Source organism: Haloarcula sp. CBA1131 (assembly GCF_008728975.1).
GTDB lineage: Archaea > Halobacteriota > Halobacteria > Halobacteriales > Haloarculaceae > Haloarcula > Haloarcula hispanica.
Genome location: NZ_RPCY01000001.1, coordinates 2,951,677 through 2,972,734, shown reverse-complemented (window position 1 = coordinate 2,972,734; position 21,058 = coordinate 2,951,677). Strand labels below are relative to the sequence as shown.

22 protein-coding genes are annotated in these 21,058 nt (G+C 64.7%); 10 read left to right on the top strand and 12 right to left on the bottom strand.

Annotated features, from left to right (window positions below):
• Positions 1-52 precede the first annotated feature (52 nt).
• Positions 53-1,198 (bottom strand): alginate lyase family protein, encoded by a 1,146-nt coding sequence (locus tag Har1131_RS15145; protein WP_174878662.1) that lies wholly within the window; start codon positions 1,196-1,198, stop codon positions 53-55.
• Positions 1,199-1,570: 372 nt separating this feature from the next.
• Between Har1131_RS15145 and arcS the strand changes: the two genes are divergently transcribed.
• The 3 genes from arcS (at position 1,571) to Har1131_RS15130 (ending at position 4,943) form a co-directional block, all read left to right on the top strand.
• A complete protein-coding gene (gene arcS, locus Har1131_RS15140) occupies positions 1,571-3,358 on the top strand; it encodes an archaeosine synthase subunit alpha (protein WP_014039484.1) in 1,788 nt (595 codons plus the stop codon).
• A 62-nt stretch (positions 3,359-3,420) separates the two neighbouring features.
• Positions 3,421-3,828 (top strand): VanZ family protein, encoded by a 408-nt coding sequence (locus Har1131_RS15135; protein WP_014039485.1) that lies wholly within the window; start codon positions 3,421-3,423, stop codon positions 3,826-3,828.
• A gap of 38 nt (positions 3,829-3,866) precedes the next feature.
• Positions 3,867-4,943 carry an archaeosine biosynthesis radical SAM protein RaSEA gene (locus Har1131_RS15130; RefSeq protein WP_064287548.1) on the top strand — a complete coding sequence of 359 codons (1,077 nt, stop codon included), beginning with the start codon at positions 3,867-3,869 and terminating at the stop codon, positions 4,941-4,943.
• 271 nt (positions 4,944-5,214) lie between these two features.
• On the opposite strand, the gene Har1131_RS15125 is transcribed toward Har1131_RS15130, so the two are convergent.
• Positions 5,215-5,943: a TOBE domain-containing protein gene (locus Har1131_RS15125; RefSeq protein WP_064287549.1), complete on the bottom strand. Its 729-nt coding sequence runs from the start codon at positions 5,941-5,943 to the stop codon at positions 5,215-5,217.
• Between the two features lie 119 nt (positions 5,944-6,062).
• Between Har1131_RS15125 and Har1131_RS15120 the strand changes: the two genes are divergently transcribed.
• Genes Har1131_RS15120 through Har1131_RS15110 form a run of 3 tightly spaced genes read left to right on the top strand, consistent with a single transcriptional unit; the run spans position 6,063 to position 8,628 of the window.
• Positions 6,063-7,106, top strand: coding sequence for a substrate-binding domain-containing protein (locus Har1131_RS15120; RefSeq protein WP_014039488.1), 1,044 nt, complete (start codon positions 6,063-6,065; stop codon positions 7,104-7,106).
• Positions 7,107-7,111: 5 nt separating this feature from the next.
• The gene (locus Har1131_RS15115; protein ID WP_014039489.1) at positions 7,112-7,816 is read left to right on the top strand and encodes an ABC transporter permease; all 705 of its coding nucleotides are present in this window, start codon (positions 7,112-7,114) and stop codon (positions 7,814-7,816) included.
• The gene (locus Har1131_RS15110) at positions 7,813-8,628 is read left to right on the top strand and encodes a phosphate ABC transporter ATP-binding protein (RefSeq protein ID WP_014039490.1); all 816 of its coding nucleotides are present in this window, start codon (positions 7,813-7,815) and stop codon (positions 8,626-8,628) included. The genes Har1131_RS15115 and Har1131_RS15110 overlap by 4 nt, the downstream gene beginning before the upstream one ends.
• Before the next feature lie 195 nt (positions 8,629-8,823).
• On the opposite strand, the gene purQ is transcribed toward Har1131_RS15110, so the two are convergent.
• Genes purQ through Har1131_RS15095 form a run of 3 tightly spaced genes read right to left on the bottom strand, consistent with a single transcriptional unit; the run spans position 8,824 to position 10,255 of the window.
• Positions 8,824-9,501 carry a phosphoribosylformylglycinamidine synthase I gene (purQ, locus tag Har1131_RS15105; protein ID WP_151147120.1) on the bottom strand — a complete coding sequence of 226 codons (678 nt, stop codon included), beginning with the start codon at positions 9,499-9,501 and terminating at the stop codon, positions 8,824-8,826.
• Between the two features lie 55 nt (positions 9,502-9,556).
• Complete coding sequence (gene purS, locus Har1131_RS15100; protein ID WP_014039492.1) at positions 9,557-9,811, bottom strand: phosphoribosylformylglycinamidine synthase subunit PurS; 255 nt, start codon at positions 9,809-9,811, stop codon at positions 9,557-9,559.
• A gap of 51 nt (positions 9,812-9,862) precedes the next feature.
• Positions 9,863-10,255, bottom strand: a complete 393-nt coding sequence (locus Har1131_RS15095; RefSeq protein WP_023843121.1) for a GAF domain-containing protein — start codon at positions 10,253-10,255, stop codon at positions 9,863-9,865.
• Between the two features lie 145 nt (positions 10,256-10,400).
• Here Har1131_RS15095 and Har1131_RS15090 point away from each other — a divergent pair, with 145 nt between their 5' ends.
• Complete coding sequence (locus tag Har1131_RS15090; RefSeq protein ID WP_014039494.1) at positions 10,401-11,384, top strand: formyltetrahydrofolate deformylase; 984 nt, start codon at positions 10,401-10,403, stop codon at positions 11,382-11,384.
• Between the two features lie 24 nt (positions 11,385-11,408).
• Here Har1131_RS15090 and Har1131_RS15085 read toward each other — a convergent pair whose 3' ends face one another.
• Positions 11,409-12,443, bottom strand: coding sequence for a phosphoribosylaminoimidazolesuccinocarboxamide synthase (locus tag Har1131_RS15085; RefSeq protein ID WP_151147117.1), 1,035 nt, complete (start codon positions 12,441-12,443; stop codon positions 11,409-11,411).
• 151 nt (positions 12,444-12,594) lie between these two features.
• Here Har1131_RS15085 and Har1131_RS15080 point away from each other — a divergent pair, with 151 nt between their 5' ends.
• Both Har1131_RS15080 and cofH read left to right on the top strand, forming a co-directional pair.
• Positions 12,595-13,611, top strand: a complete 1,017-nt coding sequence (locus Har1131_RS15080) for a sodium:calcium antiporter (RefSeq protein ID WP_151147114.1) — start codon at positions 12,595-12,597, stop codon at positions 13,609-13,611.
• Positions 13,612-13,723: 112 nt separating this feature from the next.
• Positions 13,724-15,076: a 7,8-didemethyl-8-hydroxy-5-deazariboflavin synthase subunit CofH gene (cofH, locus tag Har1131_RS15075; protein WP_014039497.1), complete on the top strand. Its 1,353-nt coding sequence runs from the start codon at positions 13,724-13,726 to the stop codon at positions 15,074-15,076.
• A gap of 197 nt (positions 15,077-15,273) precedes the next feature.
• On the opposite strand, the gene cofG is transcribed toward cofH, so the two are convergent.
• From cofG to Har1131_RS15050, 5 genes are all read right to left on the bottom strand, one after another.
• Positions 15,274-16,380 carry a 7,8-didemethyl-8-hydroxy-5-deazariboflavin synthase subunit CofG gene (gene cofG / locus Har1131_RS15070; protein ID WP_014039498.1) on the bottom strand — a complete coding sequence of 369 codons (1,107 nt, stop codon included), beginning with the start codon at positions 16,378-16,380 and terminating at the stop codon, positions 15,274-15,276.
• A 33-nt stretch (positions 16,381-16,413) separates the two neighbouring features.
• On the bottom strand, positions 16,414-17,037 hold the full coding sequence (gene cofC, locus Har1131_RS15065) for a 2-phospho-L-lactate guanylyltransferase (protein ID WP_014039499.1): 624 nt from the start codon (positions 17,035-17,037) through the stop codon (positions 16,414-16,416).
• Complete coding sequence (locus Har1131_RS15060) at positions 17,037-17,813, bottom strand: hypothetical protein (RefSeq protein ID WP_050007444.1); 777 nt, start codon at positions 17,811-17,813, stop codon at positions 17,037-17,039. Before Har1131_RS15060 ends, cofC begins: the two co-directional genes overlap by 1 nt.
• Positions 17,791-18,972, bottom strand: coding sequence for a tubulin/FtsZ family protein (locus Har1131_RS15055; protein WP_005536054.1), 1,182 nt, complete (start codon positions 18,970-18,972; stop codon positions 17,791-17,793). The genes Har1131_RS15060 and Har1131_RS15055 overlap by 23 nt, the downstream gene beginning before the upstream one ends.
• 137 nt (positions 18,973-19,109) lie before the next feature.
• The gene (locus tag Har1131_RS15050) at positions 19,110-20,009 is read right to left on the bottom strand and encodes a complex I NDUFA9 subunit family protein (RefSeq protein ID WP_151147111.1); all 900 of its coding nucleotides are present in this window, start codon (positions 20,007-20,009) and stop codon (positions 19,110-19,112) included.
• A gap of 139 nt (positions 20,010-20,148) precedes the next feature.
• Between Har1131_RS15050 and tmk the strand changes: the two genes are divergently transcribed.
• Complete coding sequence (gene tmk, locus Har1131_RS15045) at positions 20,149-20,736, top strand: dTMP kinase (RefSeq protein ID WP_151102899.1); 588 nt, start codon at positions 20,149-20,151, stop codon at positions 20,734-20,736.
• Here the strand turns inward: tmk and Har1131_RS15040 are convergent.
• Complete coding sequence (locus Har1131_RS15040; RefSeq protein WP_014039503.1) at positions 20,733-21,053, bottom strand: hypothetical protein; 321 nt, start codon at positions 21,051-21,053, stop codon at positions 20,733-20,735. The genes tmk and Har1131_RS15040 overlap by 4 nt on opposite strands.
• Between the last annotated feature and the right edge of the window lie 5 nt (positions 21,054-21,058).

The following is a 21,058-nucleotide window of genomic DNA, read 5'->3' as shown; positions in this document are numbered from 1 at the left end:
CCAAAGCGTGGTGGTGTGGTTGCGTTTCCGTGACTGGTGTCCGATTGACTCGCTACAGGTCAAGCCGGAACCGCTCACCGTGCGTGAACGTCGTCCAGCCGAGGATGCGCTCGTCGCGATGCGGTCGGTCGGGGTTATCGATTGCCGCCTGCTGGGCCGAGACGTACGTCGGGACGTTCTTCACCGGCTGGCCGCTCTGTTTGAGCGTTTCCAGATAGGTGTCTTTCTCGTAGTACGAGTAGGCCACCTCGTACAGCGAGGACGCAGCCTCCTGCTTTCTGGCGGGGAAGCCGTCGTTGTTGACGAACCGATCAGGGGCTCCCTCGCCCATCGCTTCCCAGGCCTCCGGGTCAGCCACGTACGGTGCGTGGGCGTCAAGAATACGTTCGATGGCACCCCTGTCACCGTCGAACTTCTGGTACTCGTACAGTGTGGGGCCGCTGAGTTTGTCGGCGTAGAGTCGGCTGAGTTCCGCGGCGGTGACCAGTGCCTTCGCCGCGTACAGCGAGTACGCCAGACTCGACGCACGAATAATCTCGTTTTCCAGCAGGCCGTCCTCGCGGAGTTGGTTGAAGCCGGTCTCGCGGTTCCGTTGGATGGCATCACGGAAGCGATCCCAATCCCGGAGATACACTGACCCGGCGGCGTGGGTCATCTCCTGCCAGTTGAAGATGTTCTGTTGCCCCATCTCGGTCGGAATGTTATGACCGACATCGTCTAGGAACGTTCGGACCCACTCCTGCAGGTCGGCCTCCGTGCCGACGCCGTCGTCGGTCCACGCCTCGTGGCCGCGAACGAGTTCCGCGCCCCACCACATTTTCGGGAGCGTAATGAACTGCTCGATGCTGTTCGTTTTCACAGGGGCCATATAGGTCTCCGAGCTCAGGAACCAGTGGTCCAGCAGTTCGACGGCTTTCTCGGCGTATTGATCCGCACCGGTGTACTGGTAGGCGAGGCCAAGATCCCGTATTCTGTCCCCTGTCCTGATGGCGGCAACGTAGTCCTTGCGCGCTCCGGGGTCCTCGGGGCCTTTCGTTTTGAACTCGTGGCCGTCGCCGTTGTCCGTGACGCTCTCGGGATCCGCTGCCATCGCGTCGCGGACATCGTCCATGAAGGCTTCGTGGGCCCCTGTCCACGGGCTGTCTCCGTTCTCGACACGGGACTGTATTGCATCCAGTGTATCGAGATGGACGAACATTGCGGGCCCGCTTTCCACTGTTGACTCGGCGACCTGTTCCGTCGGTGTCGGCTCCGTCTCGTGTGACGCGGCCCTCGCGTCCGAGTCCCCTGAGGAGAGGCCGGTCGAACAGCCCGCCAGCGCTACGGCTGTCCCCGAGAGGGCGAGCAACACGTCTCGTCGTGTCTGTCGCTGCACGAACGGTCAGTCGTCCCCTATAGATTTAGTTAGGGCCCAGCTAATCAGCGGATAGCGACCTGTCCGCGATAATCATGGCCACATAACTGTCGACTGGGACGAAGTATGGAGCGTTTGAACGTACCTTCGGTCGCCACCGAGGCCGGTGCTGGTACAAAGGCAAGATAGTTGGTCGCGCGTGGCTGACGCCATTGCATGACCGACTACTTCGAGATCCACGAGCGCGACAGCGCCGCGCGAGTGGGTGAGTTACGCCTCGCCGACTCCGTGACGACGCCGGCGCTGGTCGACGACGTGGACACAGAAACGCCGGGCGACTGCCGGCACGTCCTCGACGACGCCGGAAGCCGCTGGCCCACCGAGCAAGACGCCCCCGATGGCGACGACTCGCTGCTCACTGTCCTGCCCCACCGCGGACTCCCCGCTGGCACGCCGGACGAAGTCGCCGAGGCCTTCGCCGTCGACTATCCCGACGTGTCGTTCCCGAGCGCGGCCGTCGTCTCGCCCGATACCGCGACCGACCACGGCAGTGACGCCTACGTACTCGCCGGCGCGCCCGGCTACGTCGGGCACGCGTCGGCGTTCGTCGACGCCGTCACGACCGTCCGGGAGGCTATCCCCGCCGACACCGCGCTCTACCTGCCTGGCGTCGCCACGCCGCGAAACGTCGCGACGCTCGTCTACGCCGGCGTGGACCTCGTGGACCCCGACCGCGCCGTCGTCCGCGGGACTGAGGGTCGGTATCTCACGACCGACGAGGCGTATTTCCTCGAAGACCTCGACGAACTCCCGTGTGCCTGTCCAGCCTGCCAGAAACCGCGTGAGCAGTTCGACCGCGAGGACTGCGTCGAACACAACGTCAATGCCCTCGCTGCGGAACTCCGCCGCGTCCGCCGCCGCATCCGTGACGGTAGGCTTCGGGACTACGTCGAGGGACAGGCCAGACAGGACAACTGGCTCACCGCGACGTTCCGGCAACTGGACCAGCGGTACAGCTACCTGGAGGAGCGCACGCCGCTCATCCGGCGGGCCGACCTCTCGGCAGCCAGTGACGACTCGCTGCGCCGCGTCGAAATCCAGCGCTTCGCCGAGCGCGTCACCGACCGCTACGTGCCGCGCTTCGACGACCGCCCGCTTGTGCTGGTCCCCTGCTCCGCGCGCAAACCCTACAGCGACTCCCAGAGCCACAAGCAGTACCACGACGCGATCAAGTGGCGCGCCCACGTCGTCTCGATGACCTCGCCCATCGGCGTCGTGCCCCAGGAACTCGAACTCACCTACCCCGCCCAGCACTACGACTCCGTGGTGACGGGCAACTGGACCGCCACCGAAATCGAGTTCGTCAGCCGCGTGCTTGAACGGTATTTAGAAGGCACCGACTACCCGAAAATTATTGCCCACGTACCCGGCGAAGGCTACCGCGACATCTGCGAGCGCGTGGCCGACTCGCTGGGCCGGGAGTTCACCTACACAGTCACCGACCACCCGACCACGGCGGATTCGCTGGGGAACCTCGCTGCCGAACTGGAAGGCTGGGACCGCTATCCGAAGCGGGAGCGCGAACACAACACCATCCGCGCCGTCGCGGACTACCAGTTCGGCGAGGGCGCGGGCGACGAACTGTTCGACGATCTGTCGACGCAGGGCCGGTATCCGCAACTGCGCGCCGACGACGCCGACGGCGAACAGCTGGCGGCGCTGGCCCAGCAGTACGGGGTCCTCTCGCTGACCACCGCCGGGGCGCGCCGCTGGGTCGAGAGTGACGTTCACACCAAAACGGTCGAAATCGAGCCGTTCGTCCCCCACGGTTCGGTGCTTGCACCGGGAATCACGGACGCAAGCGACGATATCCGCGTCGGTGACGACGTGGTGATTCAGGGCGACGCGGCCTTCGGTGTTGGCCGCGCCCAGATGAGCGGCCCGGAAATGCAGTCCTCGACGCGGGGCATCGCCGTCCAGATGCGCCATACCGAAGAGCAGTAGCACCACTGACCGACGCTGCATCTGACCGTCCGACTTATCTGCCGAACGGGAGAACCGCCAGTATGGACTGGTCGGGATCCCGCCGCTACCTGCCCGCTGTCGGGTTTTCGCTGTTATTACTCGTCACCTCGCTTCTCCCGGTTCCTGAAGGGGCGGGCGAGCAGGTCCCAGCACTCCTCGGTTTTAGGCTGGACAAGTGGGTTCACGCGGCGAGTTACGGGCTACTGGCGGCACTGCTCGCGTGGGGTCGACAGGCCCGCGATGTGACCACAGTTGTGGCACTCGTGACCGTCTCCGTCTGCTACGGGGCGGGAGTCGAACTGCTACAGGGGCTCGTCCCGTCACGCGGTGTGAGCGGTACTGACTTCGTGGCCAACGCTGTCGGGGCCGTTTTGGCCGGACTGGCGTGGCTCGTGGCCCACCGCTCCGGCGCACTTTCGGACCGAACCGACCCACGATCCCGGCAGTAACGAAGCGGCTTTACGCGCTCATCGGCTACCTCGCCGCAATGAGCAAGCCCAGTCCCGAAGTCTACGAGGAGGGCAAGGGCATGGACGCCCACAACTCCGTGATGCGTGACATCAGGTCGCGCAACGACTCGACCTACGACCCTCGTGAGCCGACCCGCGTGTGGCTCGACGAGGACAACACGCCGGACGGCGTCTACCAGAGCCTGACCATCATCCTGAACACCGGCGGCTGCCGGTGGGCGCGTGCCGGCGGCTGTACGATGTGTGGCTACGTCGCCGAAAGCGTCGAGGGCGGCAGCGTCGCCCACGAGGACCTCATGGCCCAGATCCAGCACTGTCTGGACCACGAGAGCGAGAACAGCGACGACAAAAGCGGCCTCATCAAGATCTACACCTCCGGGAGCTTCCTCGACGAGCGCGAGGTGCCGGCGGAGACGCGCCGGGCCATCGCCGAAACCTTCGCGGACCGCGAGCGTATCGTCGTCGAGTCGCTGCCGGACTTCGTCGACGAGGAGACAGTCGGCGACTTCGTCGATGTGGGCCTGGAGACGGACGTAGCCGTCGGCCTCGAGACCGCAACCGACCGCGTGCGCCACGACTGCGTCAACAAGTACTTCGACTTCGCCGACTTCGAGGAAGCCTCCGAGGCGGCGCAGGCGGCCGGCGCTGGCGTCAAGGCGTATCTGCTGATGAAACCGCCGTTCCTCTCGGAAGCCGAGGCCGTCGAGGACATGAAGCGGTCCGTACGGCGCTGTGCGGCCGTCGAGGGCTGTCACACTGTGTCGATGAACCCCTGTAACGTCCAGCGCTACACGATGGTCGAGGAACTGTACCACGACGGCGGCTACCGACCGCCGTGGCTCTGGTCGGTCGCCGACGTGCTGGAGTCGACCGCAGACGAGGATGTCATCGTCGTCTCCGACCCGGTCGGCCACGGCAGCGACCGCGGCCCGCACAACTGCGGCGAGTGTGACGACAAGGTCCAGCGCGCTATCAAGGACTTCGACCTCCGACAGGACCCGTCGGTGTTCGAGCAGGTGAGTTGCGAGTGCGAGGCGACGTGGGACGCCGTCATCGAACGTGAGAAGAGTTACTCGCTTCCGCTCGCTCGATAGCCCTTCGACCCGGAGAACCCGTGTGACGGCCTGCCGACCAACGTTTATCCGTCTTTCGCGCCTAAGACTGTTCGATATGACCCCGAACGGTGACCAGGACAGGCGCAGTTTCAATACACGCGGGACGGTCGCGGAATGTGACCTGTGTGGCGAACGGCGACAGTGTATCGACGACGATGGGATGGTTGCCTGTAGTGCCTGCCAGTCCGAGCTGCTGCCGTCTAACTGGGGTCTCTGAGGCGCCCCTTCGAAGTCACCGTGTTTCACTCGCTTACGACGACTCATCCGGCCCCGACTGTTCGATAGCGGGAATGACGCCGACGGTCGCGGTTGCCTTGAACGAGGCGACGAGTTCCGCGCCCGTGGTGATGTCGAGTTTGTCGAGGCTCGTATCGGTCACCACCGCCGACAGCGTCGTGTCCGGGTCGACTGCCAATGCGACCAGCGCGATAGAGGCACCTTCGTCGATACGCTCGACGGTGCCCGCAAACTGGTTCCGCGCGCTCGTTCCCGCCGGTTCGGGCGCAGCGGGCGGTGCGTTCAGCGTCACCGTGTCGGCGCGGATGCCGACTTCTACGGTGTCGCCGGCTTCGGCGTCGGTGTCGACGATGGCCCGGACCGTTCCCGGCGGCGTCTCGACGGTCGCCAGTTCGCCGTCGCGGTCCACGACGGTCCCTCGGAGGACCGTCTCCGCTGTCGTCGCCACGCCGTCGAACTCGGCTTGCAGGCGCTGAAAGCGGGCCAGCAGTTGCTCGGCGGTGTCCGTGAGCTCGCTGCCGCCGCCACCGCTGCCGCCGCGACTGCGGTCGACTAGCGGGCCGAAGGCGTCCTCCAGTTCGACGATTCGGCGCTGGGCGTGGGCGTAGGACCGGCCGAGCGCGTCAGCAGCGGCGTTCAGCGACCCGTGGGCGGCGACCGCCTGCAAGAGCGTCCGGTCGCGGGCAGTCAGCGCCACGTCGCCCTGCCCCAGTTGCACTTCGACGTCCGCGGTCGCGTCCATACCGCCACATGACCGTGCCGTCACAAAGGCGTTGCCGCGCGGAACCTATGAGCCCGCTGAGGCCAGTGTGACAGACATCACCATCAACAATTAAGAACCCTGCCGCCGTCGTTGTGTCCATGTCGATGCAACGCCGACGCTTCCTCGCATCACTTGGTGCCGCCTCCGTCGTCGGACTCGCTGGTTGCGCCGGCGAGAGCAACACCAGCGAATCAACGGCGGCACAGACAGACGGTGGAGGGAACGGACAGTCCGGTGGGTCGCAGACTGGCTCGGGCCAGATCGGTGACGGCGAACTGGTCCTTGCCACAACGACGAGTACCTACGACACGGGGCTTCTCGACGCACTCCATCCCGTGTTTGAGGAGAACTACGGCGTGACGATGAAGACCATCCCGAAGGGGACCGGCGCGAGTCTCCGGACGGCACGGGATGGCGACGCCGACGTGATCCTCGTCCACGCCCGCAACGCCGAGGACAAGTTCATGCAGGACGGCTTCGGCGTCAACCGCCGGGACGTGATGTTCAACGACTTCGTCATCGTCGGCCCGGAGGACGATCCGGCGGGCATCAACGGGATGGGTAGCGCCACCGAGGCGTTCACCACCATCGCCGAGAGCGAGTCGACGTTCGTCTCGCGGGGCGACGATTCCGGGACGAACAAGAAGGAACTCATCATCTGGGATGAGGCCGGCACGGACCCAAGCGGCGAGTGGTATCGCGCTGTCGGCAAGGGGATGGGCGATACGCTTGTGCAGGCGAGCCAGACCGGTGCGTACACGCTCGCCGACCGCGGGACCTACCTCTCGATGCAAACAGAAATCGACCTCGTGATTCACGTTCAGGGACCATTGAAGGACGGCCCGGTCATCCTCAAGAACCCCTACGGCGTGATGGCGGTCAATCCCGCGAAATACGACGACGTGAACTACGAGGCGGCGATGGCCTACATCGGCTTCCTGACGAGCCCGACCGGCCAGTCGATGATCGCCGACTACACCGCCAACGGCTCGCAGTTGTTCTTCCCCAACGCCATCGCCGAGGAGCCGAACTTCGGCCAGTACGTCCCGCAGGGGTACACGGCACAGCAGGCCAGCAGCCTCTCACCGCGCGACAAGGAGTATCTCTACTGGGTCGACGAGCAGGTGCCGGCGGACTACTGACCCCGATGATTCCACTGCAAGCACAGCTCCCGGACGGCGGCTGGACGTACGTCGTGAGCATCGTCACCGTCTCGCTGTACGTCAGCTTGACTGCTGTCGGCCTGAGCACGCTGTTTAGCCTGCCCGTCGCGCTGGGTATCGGCTTCACCGATTTCCGCGGGAAGCGGTTGGTCACAGCCGTCGTCAACACCGGCATGGGGTTCCCGAGCGTCGTCGTCGGGCTAGTCGTCCTCATCCTTCTGTCAAACAGCGGCCCGCTGGGGAGCCTCGACCTCGCGTTCACCCCGCGGGCGATGATACTCTCCCAGTTCATCCTCGCGACGCCGGTCCTGCTGAGCGTCAGCCTCTCGGCGGTCGAGGGCGTCGACCAGTCGGTCCGCGACGCGGCCTACGCGATGGGCGGAACCAGAGTCGACGTTGGGCTGGCGGTCATCAAGGAGGCCCGTTTCGGCATCGTTACCGCCATTCTTGCCGGGTTCGGCCGGGCCATCAGCGAGGTCGGATCGATACTCATCGTCGGCGGCAACATCGTCTACAGCGACGGACAGTCCTACACTCGGACACTGACGACGGCGATAACAGTCGAGGCACGGCAGGGGCGCTACGAGGTCGGTCTGGTTCTCGGCGTAATACTCCTCGCGCTCGTGCTGGCCGTCAACGGACTGGGATCGTGGCTCAGGAATCAGGGCCGGGGTGAGCGCTCGGTATGACGCTCTCCGTGACCGAGGTAAATGCTGGGTTCGGCGGCTCGACCGTCTTCCAGAACGTCTCGCTGGCGGTCGAACCGGGGGAAGTCGTCACCGTCGTCGGTCCCTCCGGCACCGGCAAGACGACGCTGCTGCGCCTGCTTGCGACCTTTCGCCGACCCGACGATGGAACGGTCGCATGGGACGGCGACGATATCTGGGCGATGGCCGACGACGAACGATTGAGTATCCGCCGGCAGGTGAGTATGGTGTTTCAGGAGCCGAGCCTCTTCAACGCGCCCGTCCATCGGAACGTCTCCTACGGCCTGCGCGTCAGAGAACCCTGGCGAGCCCGAGTTCGCCGGAGTCTCGGCGAACTCGTCGGCTCGTCACGGCCCGCCGATACCGTTATGGCCGCGCTCGAAACGGTCGGACTTGCGGAATCGGTCGACCAGAACGCGCTCTCGCTGTCCGGCGGCGAGGCCCAGCGTGTCGCGTTCGCGCGGGCACTCGCCGTTGACCCGGCGGTCATGCTGCTGGACGAACCCACATCGAACCTTGACCCGTACAACACGGCGCTGCTGGAAAACGCCATCGAGCGGGCGCGGGACCGCGGCGTCGGCGTCGTCGTCGCCACCCACGACATGCACCAGGCGAAACGCATCTCGGACCACATGGCCTTCCTTCACGACGGCGAACTGGTCGAGACCGGCCCGCCCGAGCAGTTGTTCGAGGACCCCACCGACGCCCGGACGGCACGGTTCCTCGACGGCGAACTGCTCGTCGGTGACCGGGAAGGGTCGCGTGTACCGCAGCCGCCGACAGCGGACCCATAACTGGCGATTTCACTTACACTCCGGTAAGCGTGCGCTTATACGGCTTGACCCACAAAGCTGGACTAGGGACCGCCGGACTATGTCACACGCTCCGCTGGTCCCTTCCCCTTTGAAACGATCTCCGTAGCGGTGCGACTACGCGTCCGGTTCAGATCTTCTGTGAAACCACCGCAATGAAAGCCGAAGCTGCCGGTGTTACTCGGCGAAGCCCGTGAGCACGCCCTGGCCATCGGTCCGGCCCAGGTCCGAAAGCGTCGCCCGCTCGGGATGGGGCATCATGACGGCGACGTGGTCGTCCTCACCGGTGACGCCGGCCACACTGTGTTTCGAGCCGTTCGGGTTCGCCTCGGGGGACACATTGCCGTCCTCGTCGCAGTACTTGAACAGGATACGGTCTTCGGCTTCGAGTTCGTCCAAGCGGTCGTCGGAGATTTCATAGCGACCCTCGCCGTGGGCGATGGGGAGTTCGACGACCTCGCCGTCCTCGTACTGGCTGGTCCAGGGCGTGTCGGCGTTCTCGACGCGCAGGTGGACGTGTTCACACTGGAACCGGGCGCTCTCGTTGGTCGTGAACGCGCCGGGGGTCAGCGACGACTCACAGCCGATCTGTGCGCCGTTACAGATGCCAAGCACTGGCGTGCCTTCGCTCGCTGCCTCACGAACTTCGGCCATGATGGGCGAGCGGGCGGCCATCGCACCGGCACGGAGGTAATCGCCGTAGGAGAAACCGCCGGGGAGGACGACGCCGTCGACATCCTCGGGGAGGCCGTCCTCGTGCCAGACGAGTTCAGCGCCGAAGCCGAGTGACTCCAGAGCCTGCACGGAGTCGCGGTCGCAGTTCGAGCCGCCGAACTGGATGACGGCGATGGTCACGCGGGCCCCCTCCGTGAGACAGTACTGACCATTGCCGTCAGTTTCGAGGCGATGGTCATTCTGCCTGTGCCACCTCGATGTCGTAGTCGTGGATGGTGGGGTTCGCCAGGAGCCGCTCGGCCATCTCCTCGGCGCGTTCGGCCGCGTCCTCGGCGCTGTCGGCGTCGAGGTCCAGTTCGAACACGTCCGCCGAGCGGAGGTCGTTCAGGTCGAAACCGAGGCGTTCTAGGGAGCGCTGTGTCGTCTCGGCTTCGGGGTCGAGGACGCCCCGCTTGAGCCGGACGGTGACGGTCGCGGTAAAGGCAGTCATTACTGGCAAGCGAGCGGGCAGCGGAGAAAACGCTTGTGTTCTCCCGGCAGGTCACGTCCCGGCGCTGACCGGCGTCCAGTCGGACGGCTGGTCGGTCAGCCCTTTGACCCGGATGTCGAGGTCGCCCGCGTCAGCGTGCAGATACCGGTGGGGACTCGCGTGTAGCCGCTGGCGTACGTCGAGATCGGTCCGAGTGTAGCGCCGCGGCTCGCCGTCGGTACAGTACACTGCGCCGATAGCCCGCCCCTCCTTGTCCGTGATTCGCACGCCGGCGTAAGACCTGCTGTCGAGCCGTTTCAGTGCGTCAACTTCGGCGAAGCGAGGGTCCTCGTGGGTGGCCTCGGCGACCATCGCCTCGCCCGAGAGAATCGTGTGGGTGCAGATGGAGTCCTCGCGGGAGCGCGTCGACCGTCTCCACACGCTCGTCGGAATCCGGCTGGGCACAGAGTACGGTCGGCGAATCACTCATCACGGCCATATATACACGGAGCGACACACAAAGCGTTGGTCTCCACGCTAGGTGGAAAACGAAGGCTTTTGCCGAGGGACTGCCGACTCTGGGGCAAATGAATCACGACGCTGTCCGGAGGTGGGAATCGTGACGCGCGGTCTGACCGAGATTACGGTCGTCGGCGAGGACGATACGGGCCTCATCGCCGAAGTGACCTCGCTCCTGTTCGAGCGCAGCATCAACATCGAGGACCTCGACCAGGCCGTTCGGGAGGGCGTCTTCCGGATGACCATGCGCGTCGACACGTCCGAGATGGTGACGACGGAGGAGAAGCTCCGCGAGGACCTCACCGAACTCGGCGACGAACTCGGCGTCGACGTGCAGGTCCGGTTCCCGTCCGACCGCGAGACCCAGACCATCGCCGTCCTCGTGACGAAGGAGTCCCACTGTCTAGAGGCGCTATTCGAGGCCTGGGCCAACGGCGACCTCGGGGCCGACATCGAGGTGGTCATCGGGAACCACGACGACCTCGAACCGCTGGCGGCCAAGTACGACGTCCCGTTCCACGACATCGGCGACGAGAAGGGGACGCCGGACGAGGACCAACTGCTCGACCTGCTCGCGCAGTACGACGCCGACCTCATCGCGCTGGCCCGGTATATGCGCATCCTCTCGCCGGACGTCGTCTTCCGCTACGAGAGCCGCATCATCAACGTCCACCCGAGCCTGCTGCCCGCCTTCCCCGGCGCGTCGGCGTACATGCAGGCCATCGAGGAGGGCGTCCGCATCGCCGGCGTCACTGCCCATTACGTGACGACGGACCTGGACCAAGGGCCGATCATCACCCAGCGCGCGTTCAACGTCCCCGACGACGCCACCGAAGAGGAACTCCAGCAGATCGGCCAGCCGCTGGAAGCCGAAGCGCTCATCGAGGCCATCAAACTCCACCTCAACGACGAGGTGAACGTCCACCGTGGCCGGACGAAGCTTCGGGACCCCGAGGAGACCTCGGCCCAACTCGGCGCACCGGAGAAACTCGACCAGCTGAACCCCGACCGTCCCATCGACGGCCTCGGCGAGTTCGTCGCCGAGGACGACGGTGAGATCGAGGCTGACGACTGAAAACGCGCTGTACTTTCAAACAGCTTAGAGTTCGCCAGCGGCGCTAACGGCTTCGTCGAGCGACGGCGCGTCGAACACGTCGCCACCAATGTAGGCGTTCGTGCCGGCACAGTAGAGGTCGCGAGCGACCTGGATTACGTCCTCATCGAGCGGTTCTGGCGACTCCGCACAGAGCGATTTCCAGTCGGCGATGCTCTCCGCGTCGGCCTGCTCTTTGGCCTCGCTCACGGCTTCGACCCACTCGGGCTGGGTGCGCTTGTGGTACTGTCGGATGACCTCCTTCGAGACCTGCTGGCCCCCGTAGGAGAAGCGGTTCTCGTCGAACGTGCCGACCACGTCGGCCACGCGGATTTCCCCGTCGTAGTACAGGCACTCGATCTTCCCGTCCTCGTGGACCAGATCGGCCTCGGCGGCCTGCTGGGTGACGATGTGGTTGACCGCCCGAGCCAGTTCTTCGAGGCGGTCGATGCTGGCCGTGCCGGCGATCCGGTCGGCTGCCTCCCGGTCGAGATACCGGTCCTGCTCTTCGTATTTCGTCGAGAACTCCACGATGGGCTCGTCGAGGTCGACGACCTCCTCGGGCCAGGTGTCGTAGTCGAGCCCGTGGTCGGCAGGCTCGGTCCGGGACCGCAGTGACGACCCGACGCCGACCCGGTTCCGAAAGACGATCTCCAGGGGAATGAGGTAGTTCTCGTTGGCTCCCGCGTGGTAGGCGTCGTAGTCGTAGCTCCCGTCCTCGAAGGGGAGGTCCGGGACCTGCGTGAGTTCGATGACCATCTCCTCGGGGGCGGCGTCGGCCGACAGCGCCTCGCCGAGGTCACGCACCTCGTCGCTGTCGGGGAGCCTGACGCCCTCGTAGTGTGTCGGGACGTGGTTCTCCTCCAGCAGTTGGAAGTTGTACGCGCCCATCGTACACAGCGACGCGCCCTTGTCGGGGATCCGGTCCGGCATCTTGCCCCAGTCGAACACGGAGTAGTCGTCCGTGAACACGAACGCGCCGCGGCCGAGGTCTTCGGCCGTCGCCGGTTCGTCCACGCGGAATTCCTTGACGCTCGTCATTGTGCCCGCCTTTCGGGCCGGGGACAAAGACGTTTCTCATACTGTCGGCTGTAACTATTATGAGATGTTCGCGGTGGCGAAATTCGTCACAGACAGTATCACTCGCGCTCGGAAGGCAACGTTTTCCGTCGGGCTGTCGACTGACCTCCTGATGGCTACCAGTCTGTTGGTCGAGGCTGCGATCATCGTCGCCGCGACGGCAGCGATCTGGAAAGGGAGCGACTGGCTCGAATCCGCGAGCGAACGGCTCGCGACGTACTACGGCCTCCCGGAAGTCGTTCAGGGCGCAATCATCGTCGCCGTCGGGTCGAGCTTCCCGGAGGTCGCAGCGGTCGTGCTCTCGGCGCTGGACGGGTCGATGTCTCTCGGTGTGGGCGCAATCGTCGGCTCGGCGATTTTCAATATTCTCATCATCCCCGCCGCCGCGGGCATCGCCACGGACGACGAACTCGAGTCGAGTCGGACGCTCGTCTACAAGGAGGCGCAGTTCTACATGCTCGCCGTCTCAGTCCTGCTCATCACGATGGCGCTCGCGGTCATCTACTATCCCGGCGAGGCGACGCTCACGGGCGTCATCACGCGGCCGCTGGCGGCGATTCCGCTCGCGCTCTACGGCCTGTACGTCTTCATCCAGTACCAGGACACGGCCGACCACGACCCGGGGGAAGACTGGACCGCCGGTATCTCTGTCGGGCGGCAGTGGCTCTTTCTCTTGCTCGGCCTCGCGGTCATTCTCGTGGCGGTGGAGAGCTTGGTCCACTCCGTCAAAGTCATCGGCCGGGCCGCCGGCGTGCAGGAGTTTCTGCTCGGCGTGACGATTCTGGCGGCGGCGACGAGTCTCCCCGACACGCTCGTCAGTGTCAGAGCGGCCCGCGACGACCGCGGAGTCACGTCGCTCGCGAACGTCCTCGGCTCGAACACGTTCGACCTGCTCGTCGCCATCCCGCTCGGCGTCTTCATCGCCGGCGCGTGGACCGTCGATTTCGCGATGGCCGTGCCGATGTTCGGTGTCCTGACCGGGGCGACGATTCTCCTGTTCACCGCCCTCCGGACCGACCTCGTGTTGAGCGAACTCGAATCCTATGCGCTGCTCGGCGCCTACGCGGTATTCGTCGCCTGGATCGTCATCGAGACTGCGGGCTGGGTCGGCGGCGTATTGCCGACCTGATCTCTCTTCCGGAACTGCAGCCGCTTGCGTCCCGAAACACGGGGACCTGTCGACCTTGTGGACCATGTGCGTACCCATACGTTTTTGACCGTTCTTTCCCTCCTGTCCAGCAATGCCGGACGTCCCAGAGACCGTCGGTACGCCGGACGGCTCCGTCGAGTTCGAGCACCGTCCGACGACTGCCCAGTCGTTCGAGAACGCGCTCGCCAAGGCGAGAAACGGGACGCGACTGACAGTCGACGACGCAGTCGAACTCCTCACGACGGGCACCGACCGGGACGGCATCGACCACTACCGGAAAGAGCAGGTACTCGAAGCGGCTGACCGACGCCGGGCGGAGGTCGTCGGCGACGAGGTCACCTTCGTCGCGAACCTCAACAACAACGTCACGACGGCCTGTAACACCGGCTGTCTGTTCTGTAACTTCAAGGACCGCTCCGAGCAGTTCCGCAGCGACTACCAGGAGGACCACGGCGGCTTCACGAAGACGCCGAGTGAATCCCGCGAAATCGTACGGGACGCCCTCGACCGCGGCATCTACGAGGTCTGTTCGGTATCGGGGCTCCATCCCGCGCTCGCGCTGGACGACGAGCACCGGGAGATACTGGAGACGAGCGACCGCGGCGACCTGAACTACCGATCGCCCGACGAGTACGAGAAAGACCCGGCCACCTACTGTGAACAGATTCGGGCGATGAACGTCGGCGACGTCCACCTCCACTCGATGACGCCGGAGGAAGCCTATCACGCCCGCCGCGGCACCGACTGGTCCTACGAGGAGGTGTACGGTCGCCTCCAAGACGCTGGCCTCGACAGCGTGCCCGGTACCGCCGCCGAGATTCTCGTTGACGAGGTCCGGGACGTCATCTGTCCGGGCAAGATCGGGACCGACGAGTGGCTCGAAGCGATGGAGGCGGCCGCGTCGGTCGGCCTCGACATGACCTCGACGATGATGTACGGCCACGTCGAGAACGAGCGCCACCGCGCGCTGCACCTGCAGCGCATCCGCGACCTGCAGGACCGGACCGGCGCGATCACGGAGTTCGTCCCGCTGTCCTTTGTCCACGAGGAGACGCCGCTGTACGAGCGCGGGATGGTCGACGGCGGCGCGTCCATCGACGAGGACGAACTGCTGATCGCCGTCTCACGGCTCTTCCTCGACAACGTCGACCACATCCAGTCCTCGTGGGTCAAATACGGCGACACGCAAGGGCTGAAGATGCTCACCTGCGGCGCGGACGATTTCATGGGAACCATCCTCTCCGAGGAGATCACCAAGCGCGCCGGCGGCGACTACGGCGAGTTCCGGTCGTTCCAGGAGTACGCCGACATGATCACCGCCATCGGCCGGACACCGGTCGAGCGGTCGACGGACTACGAACAGCGCCGCGTCATCGACCCCGACGCCGACGTGCTCGGCCCGCAACTCGGGCCACAGGCTGACGGAACGCCGTTGCTCGACTGAAGTAGTGGACCACGGCTGGGCACTGGCCGTGGTCGACGTGGTAGAGTATTCTGCCTGGCACTGCTGTCAGAGGCACGTCCAGGCATGATATGTATTGGTGTGCCAGTACATGTGTAGCTACGGCCTAGTCGACTAGGTGAGTAGTGTCCAGGATCCGTTCTGACCGTGACGGCTGTTCATGCGCAGAGGCCACGGGATCACACGCTCGCCGGATTCACGCCGCGGTCCAGTATCGACCGGAACCGTTCGCCGTCGTCGTCCTCAGCCTCGATAGCCGCCTCGATGGGCTCCGAGAGCCAGCCGTCGTCGACGAAGCGGTCGTAGACCGGCAACCGCTCTGTCAGGGGCACCTCGGCGGCGTCGGCGACGGCCGTCAGTTCCTGCAGCGCGGGCCACTCGTACTCGGGGTTGATGTGGTCCACAGTCACTGGGGAGACGCCGCCCAGGTCGTCGATACCGCAGTCGGTCAGGTCCCGGGCGGGCGCGAGGTTCGGCGGAACCTGTACCGACACCTCCTCGGGAAGCGCTGCGCGAGCCATCGCCGTTACCCGGCGCATCGTCGCCAGGTCGGGAGAGCCGCCCTGCCAGCGCTCGTTCTCGACGACGGGCTGGACGATGACCTCCTGGATGTGGTCGTAGCGCTCGTGCAGTTCACGGATGGCGAGCAGGCTCTCGGCGCGGTGGTGCCAGTCCTCGCCGATGCCGACGAGGATGCCCGTCGTGAACGGCACACCGAGTTCGCCGGCCACGCGGAGGGTGTTCAGCCGCTGGCCGGGGTTTTTCGCCCGCGGACCGCCGTGAGCCTGCACCTCAGTGGTCGTCTCCAGCATGACGCCCATCGAGGCGTTCAGGTCGGCGACGTGGGCCATCTGTTCGCGCGTCTGGTCGCCCGGATTCGCGTGCGGGAGCAACCCCTCTTCCAGGGCGATTTCGCAGGCCTCCCGGAGGTACTCGTGGATGGAGTCGTGGCCCCACTCGGCGAGCTGGTCGTGGACGGCGGTGTAGCGGTCGTCCGGGTCGTCGCCGAAGGTGAACAGGGCCTCGGTACAGCCGGCGTCGGCCCCGCGGCGACAGGTCTCGCGGATCTCCTCGCGGTCCATCAGCTCCGCCTGCCCCGGCGGGTCGTAGTACGTGCAGTAGGTGCAGGTGTATCGGCAGGCGGTCGTCAGCGGCAGGAACACGTTCCGGCAGTAGGACAGCGCCGACGCGGCCTCGACGTCCCCGGGCATCACCGACAGCAGTCGCTCGATGTCGGCGTCCGGGATCTCGATGTCGATATCGTGCGCGTCCGTGCCGGGTATCACGTCCCGGGGTGTGCACCCCACGAACAAAAACCTTCACTCGCGGCTCACGGTGACACGGCCGTCTGTGAGCGACAGACTGAAACCGGCGTCAATGAGCCAGTCCGCGGCCGCGCCGTCGCTGTGTAGCAGCACTTCAGCGAGGTCGCCCGGTTCGTCGATGTCGGTCGCGAGCCGCCGAGAGTCAACTTCGGTAACGCTGGCTCCCACGTCCCGGGCAATCTGCCGGTGGTCACGTATCGACGCGCCGTGGTAGTCGACCCTGAACTCGGGGTGGCGACAGACGAAGGCGTTCGTCCCGCCGCCCAGACCCGGGGCCAGCACGACGTCGGCGTCGGGGGCGAGCAGTCGCTCGATACTTTTCGGCGTTACGAGCGGCAAATCCGCCATCACGACGGCAAGTGCGCCATCGCCGTCAGTCACTATCGACGCGAGCAGGTCGTTGACGAGCGGGTCGAGCCCGCGGTCGTCGACAGTGAGCGGTGCGGCACAGTCGAGCGGTGCCGTCGAGATAACGTCGGGTTCGTGGCCCGCCGCTGTCACTGCGTCGACGACATCTGCAAGCATCGCTTCGGTAAAATCACGGCGCTCGTCGGGAGAAAGAACGGACGCAAGTCGCGTTTTGGGGTCAGACCCCGAGACGGGGACGACGAGACGCATTACAGCTTGGAGTACTCGTCCTCACTCATCTGGGTGTACGCGTAGTAGCCGCCACCGACCAGCAACAGGAGGACGATGAGTCCGCCGCCGACCAGCAGGAGCGTTCGCTGGGTCTGAGCGCTCTGCTGGGCCTGCTGTGCCTGACTTTCGGCCTCCTCGGCGAGGTCCTGGGCGTTCTGGAAGTTCCCGTTCTCGTAGGAGGAGATAGCGCTACTGACTAGATCCTCGGCGTCTTCGTTCCCACCGGCTTCGTCGATTGCGGCCTGCGCGTCGTCGATTGCCTGTCTCGCTGACTGGCTCTCTTCAGTGTAGTGGCGGGCGGTGTCGTTGCGGAACTCGTCCTCGTTGCTCCCGCTGATACGACTGAGAGAGGCGACCTGATAGTTCTGTGCCGGGTCGTACGTGTAGTTCGAGATGGCCGGCGTCGTGCCGACGAGCTCGACGCGAACCTGGTCCCCGTTATTGTCGATCTCCAGGTCCTGCTCGAAGGACTGGTCGCCGTAGGTTTCCTGGCTCACCTGGCTACCCGCACGCAACACAGTGACCGTCCAGCTAACGTCCTGGAGTTCGGTCGAGCCGGCGAGCGTCCACTCGTTCGGTGCGTCGGTGAACGGGTCGTCAATCGTGTACGTCACCGACACCTCTTCCTCGACGGCTGTCTCGCTCGGGACTCCCTCGGCAGAGACAGAGAACGCACTCGCTGTGCCGGCGGTCGCGAGCAGCGCGACAACACAGAGGAGTGCGGCGGTCTTGTTAGAACAGCGGATCAAGTTCATCTTCGTCGTCTTCGACTAAGTCCTCTAAGTTATCTTCGCTTTGGTTACGGATATCGTCGATATTGTCTTGGGCCTCGATGGCGACCTGCTGGAGTTCCTTGATGCGGGGAACGTTGTGGACGCCGGCCAGCAGGATGGACGCGGCCACTTTCGGGGCGTTGGTCGGATAGTCGCCACCGCGGACCTCCATCGAACCGGTCTGCTCCTCGAGCCACTTCCGGCCGCGCTCTATTCCCTTCCGATTCAGGTGCTCTGGCGGCCCTGCCATCACGAGCAGAGCACGCTCCGCACCTTCGATCTCACAGGGGAGCGTCAGCCTGCCGAGCGCGGCTTTCCTGACGAGCGACGTGATACGGTTCGTCGTGTTCGCCGTGTCCATCCCGTCGTCAGACGAGTCGTCGCCCTTGAACCGCGAGAGCAGGCCGCCGCCGCCGGAGGATACCTCGACGTCCTCGGAGGCGTAGCCGACGGTGGACACGCCGCCGCCGTCGAGCGTGTTGATGATCTCGGAGGAGTCGACGACGCTTTCGGCGACGTTGTCGCCGGCCTCGATCTCGCCGGCCCCGAACAGCACGCCGAAGCGTCGGACGATCTCCTCGTTGATGTGATCGTAGCCGCCCTCGACGGACTCGCCGGTCTGTCGCCAGGCGTCGTTGTCGAACACCATCAGATTGTCCACCTCGCGCACGAACGTCTGGAACGAGCGAGCGGCGTTGAGGGTGTAGATGCCACCCTCGTCGCTGCCCGGCAGGACGCCCAGGCCGTACACCGGTTCGGTGTAGATGCGTTTGAGGTGTTTCGCGACGACCGGCGACCCGCCCGACCCCGTCCCGCCGCCGAGCCCGGCGACGATGAGGAAGGCGTCGACTTCGTGGACAGGGATGTTGTCGATCGCGCCCTGAACCTCGTCGATATCCTCTTCGGCGATTTCCGCGCCGAGTTCGTTGTCTGCGCCCACGCCGTGGCCCTTAACGCGGGCCTGGCCGATGAGCACTCGATTCTCTTCCGGAATGTGTTCTAGCCCAAGCAGGTCTGCTTTCGCTGTATTGACCGCAACAGCCGAGCGGACGATTCCCGAGCCGGTCTCCTTGTCGTACTCGAGGAATTTGTCCACAATTTTGCCACCGGCCTGCCCGAAGCCGATCATCGCCAGTTTCATTATATAGTTCTCCGCTTAAAGGGTCAAAGAGCGATAGCGAGTATAAGTGTTTTGCCCGGATCTCAGCCCTGAAAGCCAGGATTGAAAATCAATACTAGCTAACACAACTCTCTTTAGGAGGTGGCTACTGTCGACGCTTATCCGTGGAGGTATCCGCTGAGTGTCGTTAAAGAGCCACTACTGGCTCCGAACGCGTCGATTTCGTTCGTTGTCGGAGTGTTATCGAATTTGAGTGAGCGGTACTGGTCGGCACCCATCGGGAACCCGACGCTCCCAAGGACAGAGAGACCGACCTTCGCCAGCGGCATCGGGAGCGGGACGATGCTTATCGACGCCCCCTCAGCATCGTACACCTGATTGGTCACGTCTCTGAGCGTCAGTACTTCCGGCCCACCGATCTCGTAGGTCTCACCGACGTGTTCTTCGGATTCGATACTGTTGACGAGCATCGGCACGAGGTCACCAACCCAGATGGGCTGGAACTTGGTTTGCTTTCCGCCGCCGGGGAGCGGGTACAGCGGGACGCCCGGCGCGAACATCCCCTTGAGGCGCTTCGTGAAGGAGACGAACTCTCCGCCCTCGCCGAAGACGACCGACGGCCGGAAGATGGTCCAGTCCAGCGAAGACTCCGTAACGACCTGCTCGGCCCGACCCTTCGACCGGATGTAATGCGTATCGCCATTGGGGTCCGCACCCAGCGCACTCAACTGGACGAACCGGTCGACGTCGTGTTCTTCGGCGGCTTGCACGCTGTTTTCGGTCCCGCCGAGGTGGATGCGTTCGTGCATCTCGTCGCCGCCGTCCGGCTTGAACAGGGGCGACAGTGCGACCAGGAAATACACCGCGTCCTGGCCCTCGAACGCGCTCTCGATGCTGTCGTACTCCGTGACATCCCCGGCAACAGTTTCGACACCGCTGGGAAGCGTCGCATCCTCCGGTGACCGGGACAACGCAGTGACGGTGTGTCCCTGGTCGTCGAGTTCGCGGCACAGGTGTTGCCCGATGAATCCAGTCCCGCCGACGACAAGTACATTCATAGACTCCAGTACGGTCGGTAGAACCGTAAAGGTGGGCGTGTTTGTTCGGCTGACCGGTCCGCAGTCCGGCCACTTGTGTCAGCCTACGGATGCACTGTCCGGTCGGGGCGCTTACGTCCCCCCACACGGATTGTGAGGTATGCTCGTCACGCTCGAAGGATTGGACGGGAGCGGCAAGACGACTGTGTGGGAACGGCTCCAGAGCGACGACACTGTCCCCAGCGAGGCTGTGTTCACGCGCGAACCGACCGACACCTGGTACGGGGACGCCGTCCAGCGCTCTATCGACGACGACGACGCGGACTCGCTGGCCGAACTGTTCCTCTACACGGCCGACCACGCCGCACATCTCTCGAACACGGTCCGACCGGCGCTCAACGAGGACCGACTTGTCGTCTCCGACCGCTACAGCGACTCGCGGTACGCGTATCAGGGTGCGACACTCGAAGCTAGTGAGACGTTCGACGACCCGCTGTCGTACGTCCGGGAGGTCCACGCCCCCTGGACCCGTCCGCCGGACCGGACCGTGTATCTCGACCTCGATCCCGAAACCGCCGCACAGCGCAGCGGCGCGACGAACAAGTTCGAAACTGCTGACTATCTTTCGACGGTTCGTGACAACTACGAGCGACTCATCGACGCCGACCCGGAGCGGTTCGTACGCGTCGACGCGACCGCTGACCCGGACACCGTGTACGAACGCGTCCGAGCGGCGATTTTCGATTAGTCCATCGACGCCGGCAGTTCGACCTCGTCGGGGGCAGGCATCCAAAAGTAATCGAACGTGATCCCGATAGCGAGCGGAATAACGACCGTCATGAGGATGACAGCCGTCTGACTCCCGAGATCCGCACCGAGTTTGAATACACCGCTCAATACGATGAGGATGACGACCATGACTACCGGACAGAGGAGCAGCGAGTAGACGATACTTCCCCACCGCGTGTGCAAACGGACGCGGAAAAAGCGCGTCATGAGCGCCGTCACAGCACTGTTGACCAGCACGATGACGAGCAGGCCGATAATACCGGCGACACTGACCATGTTCG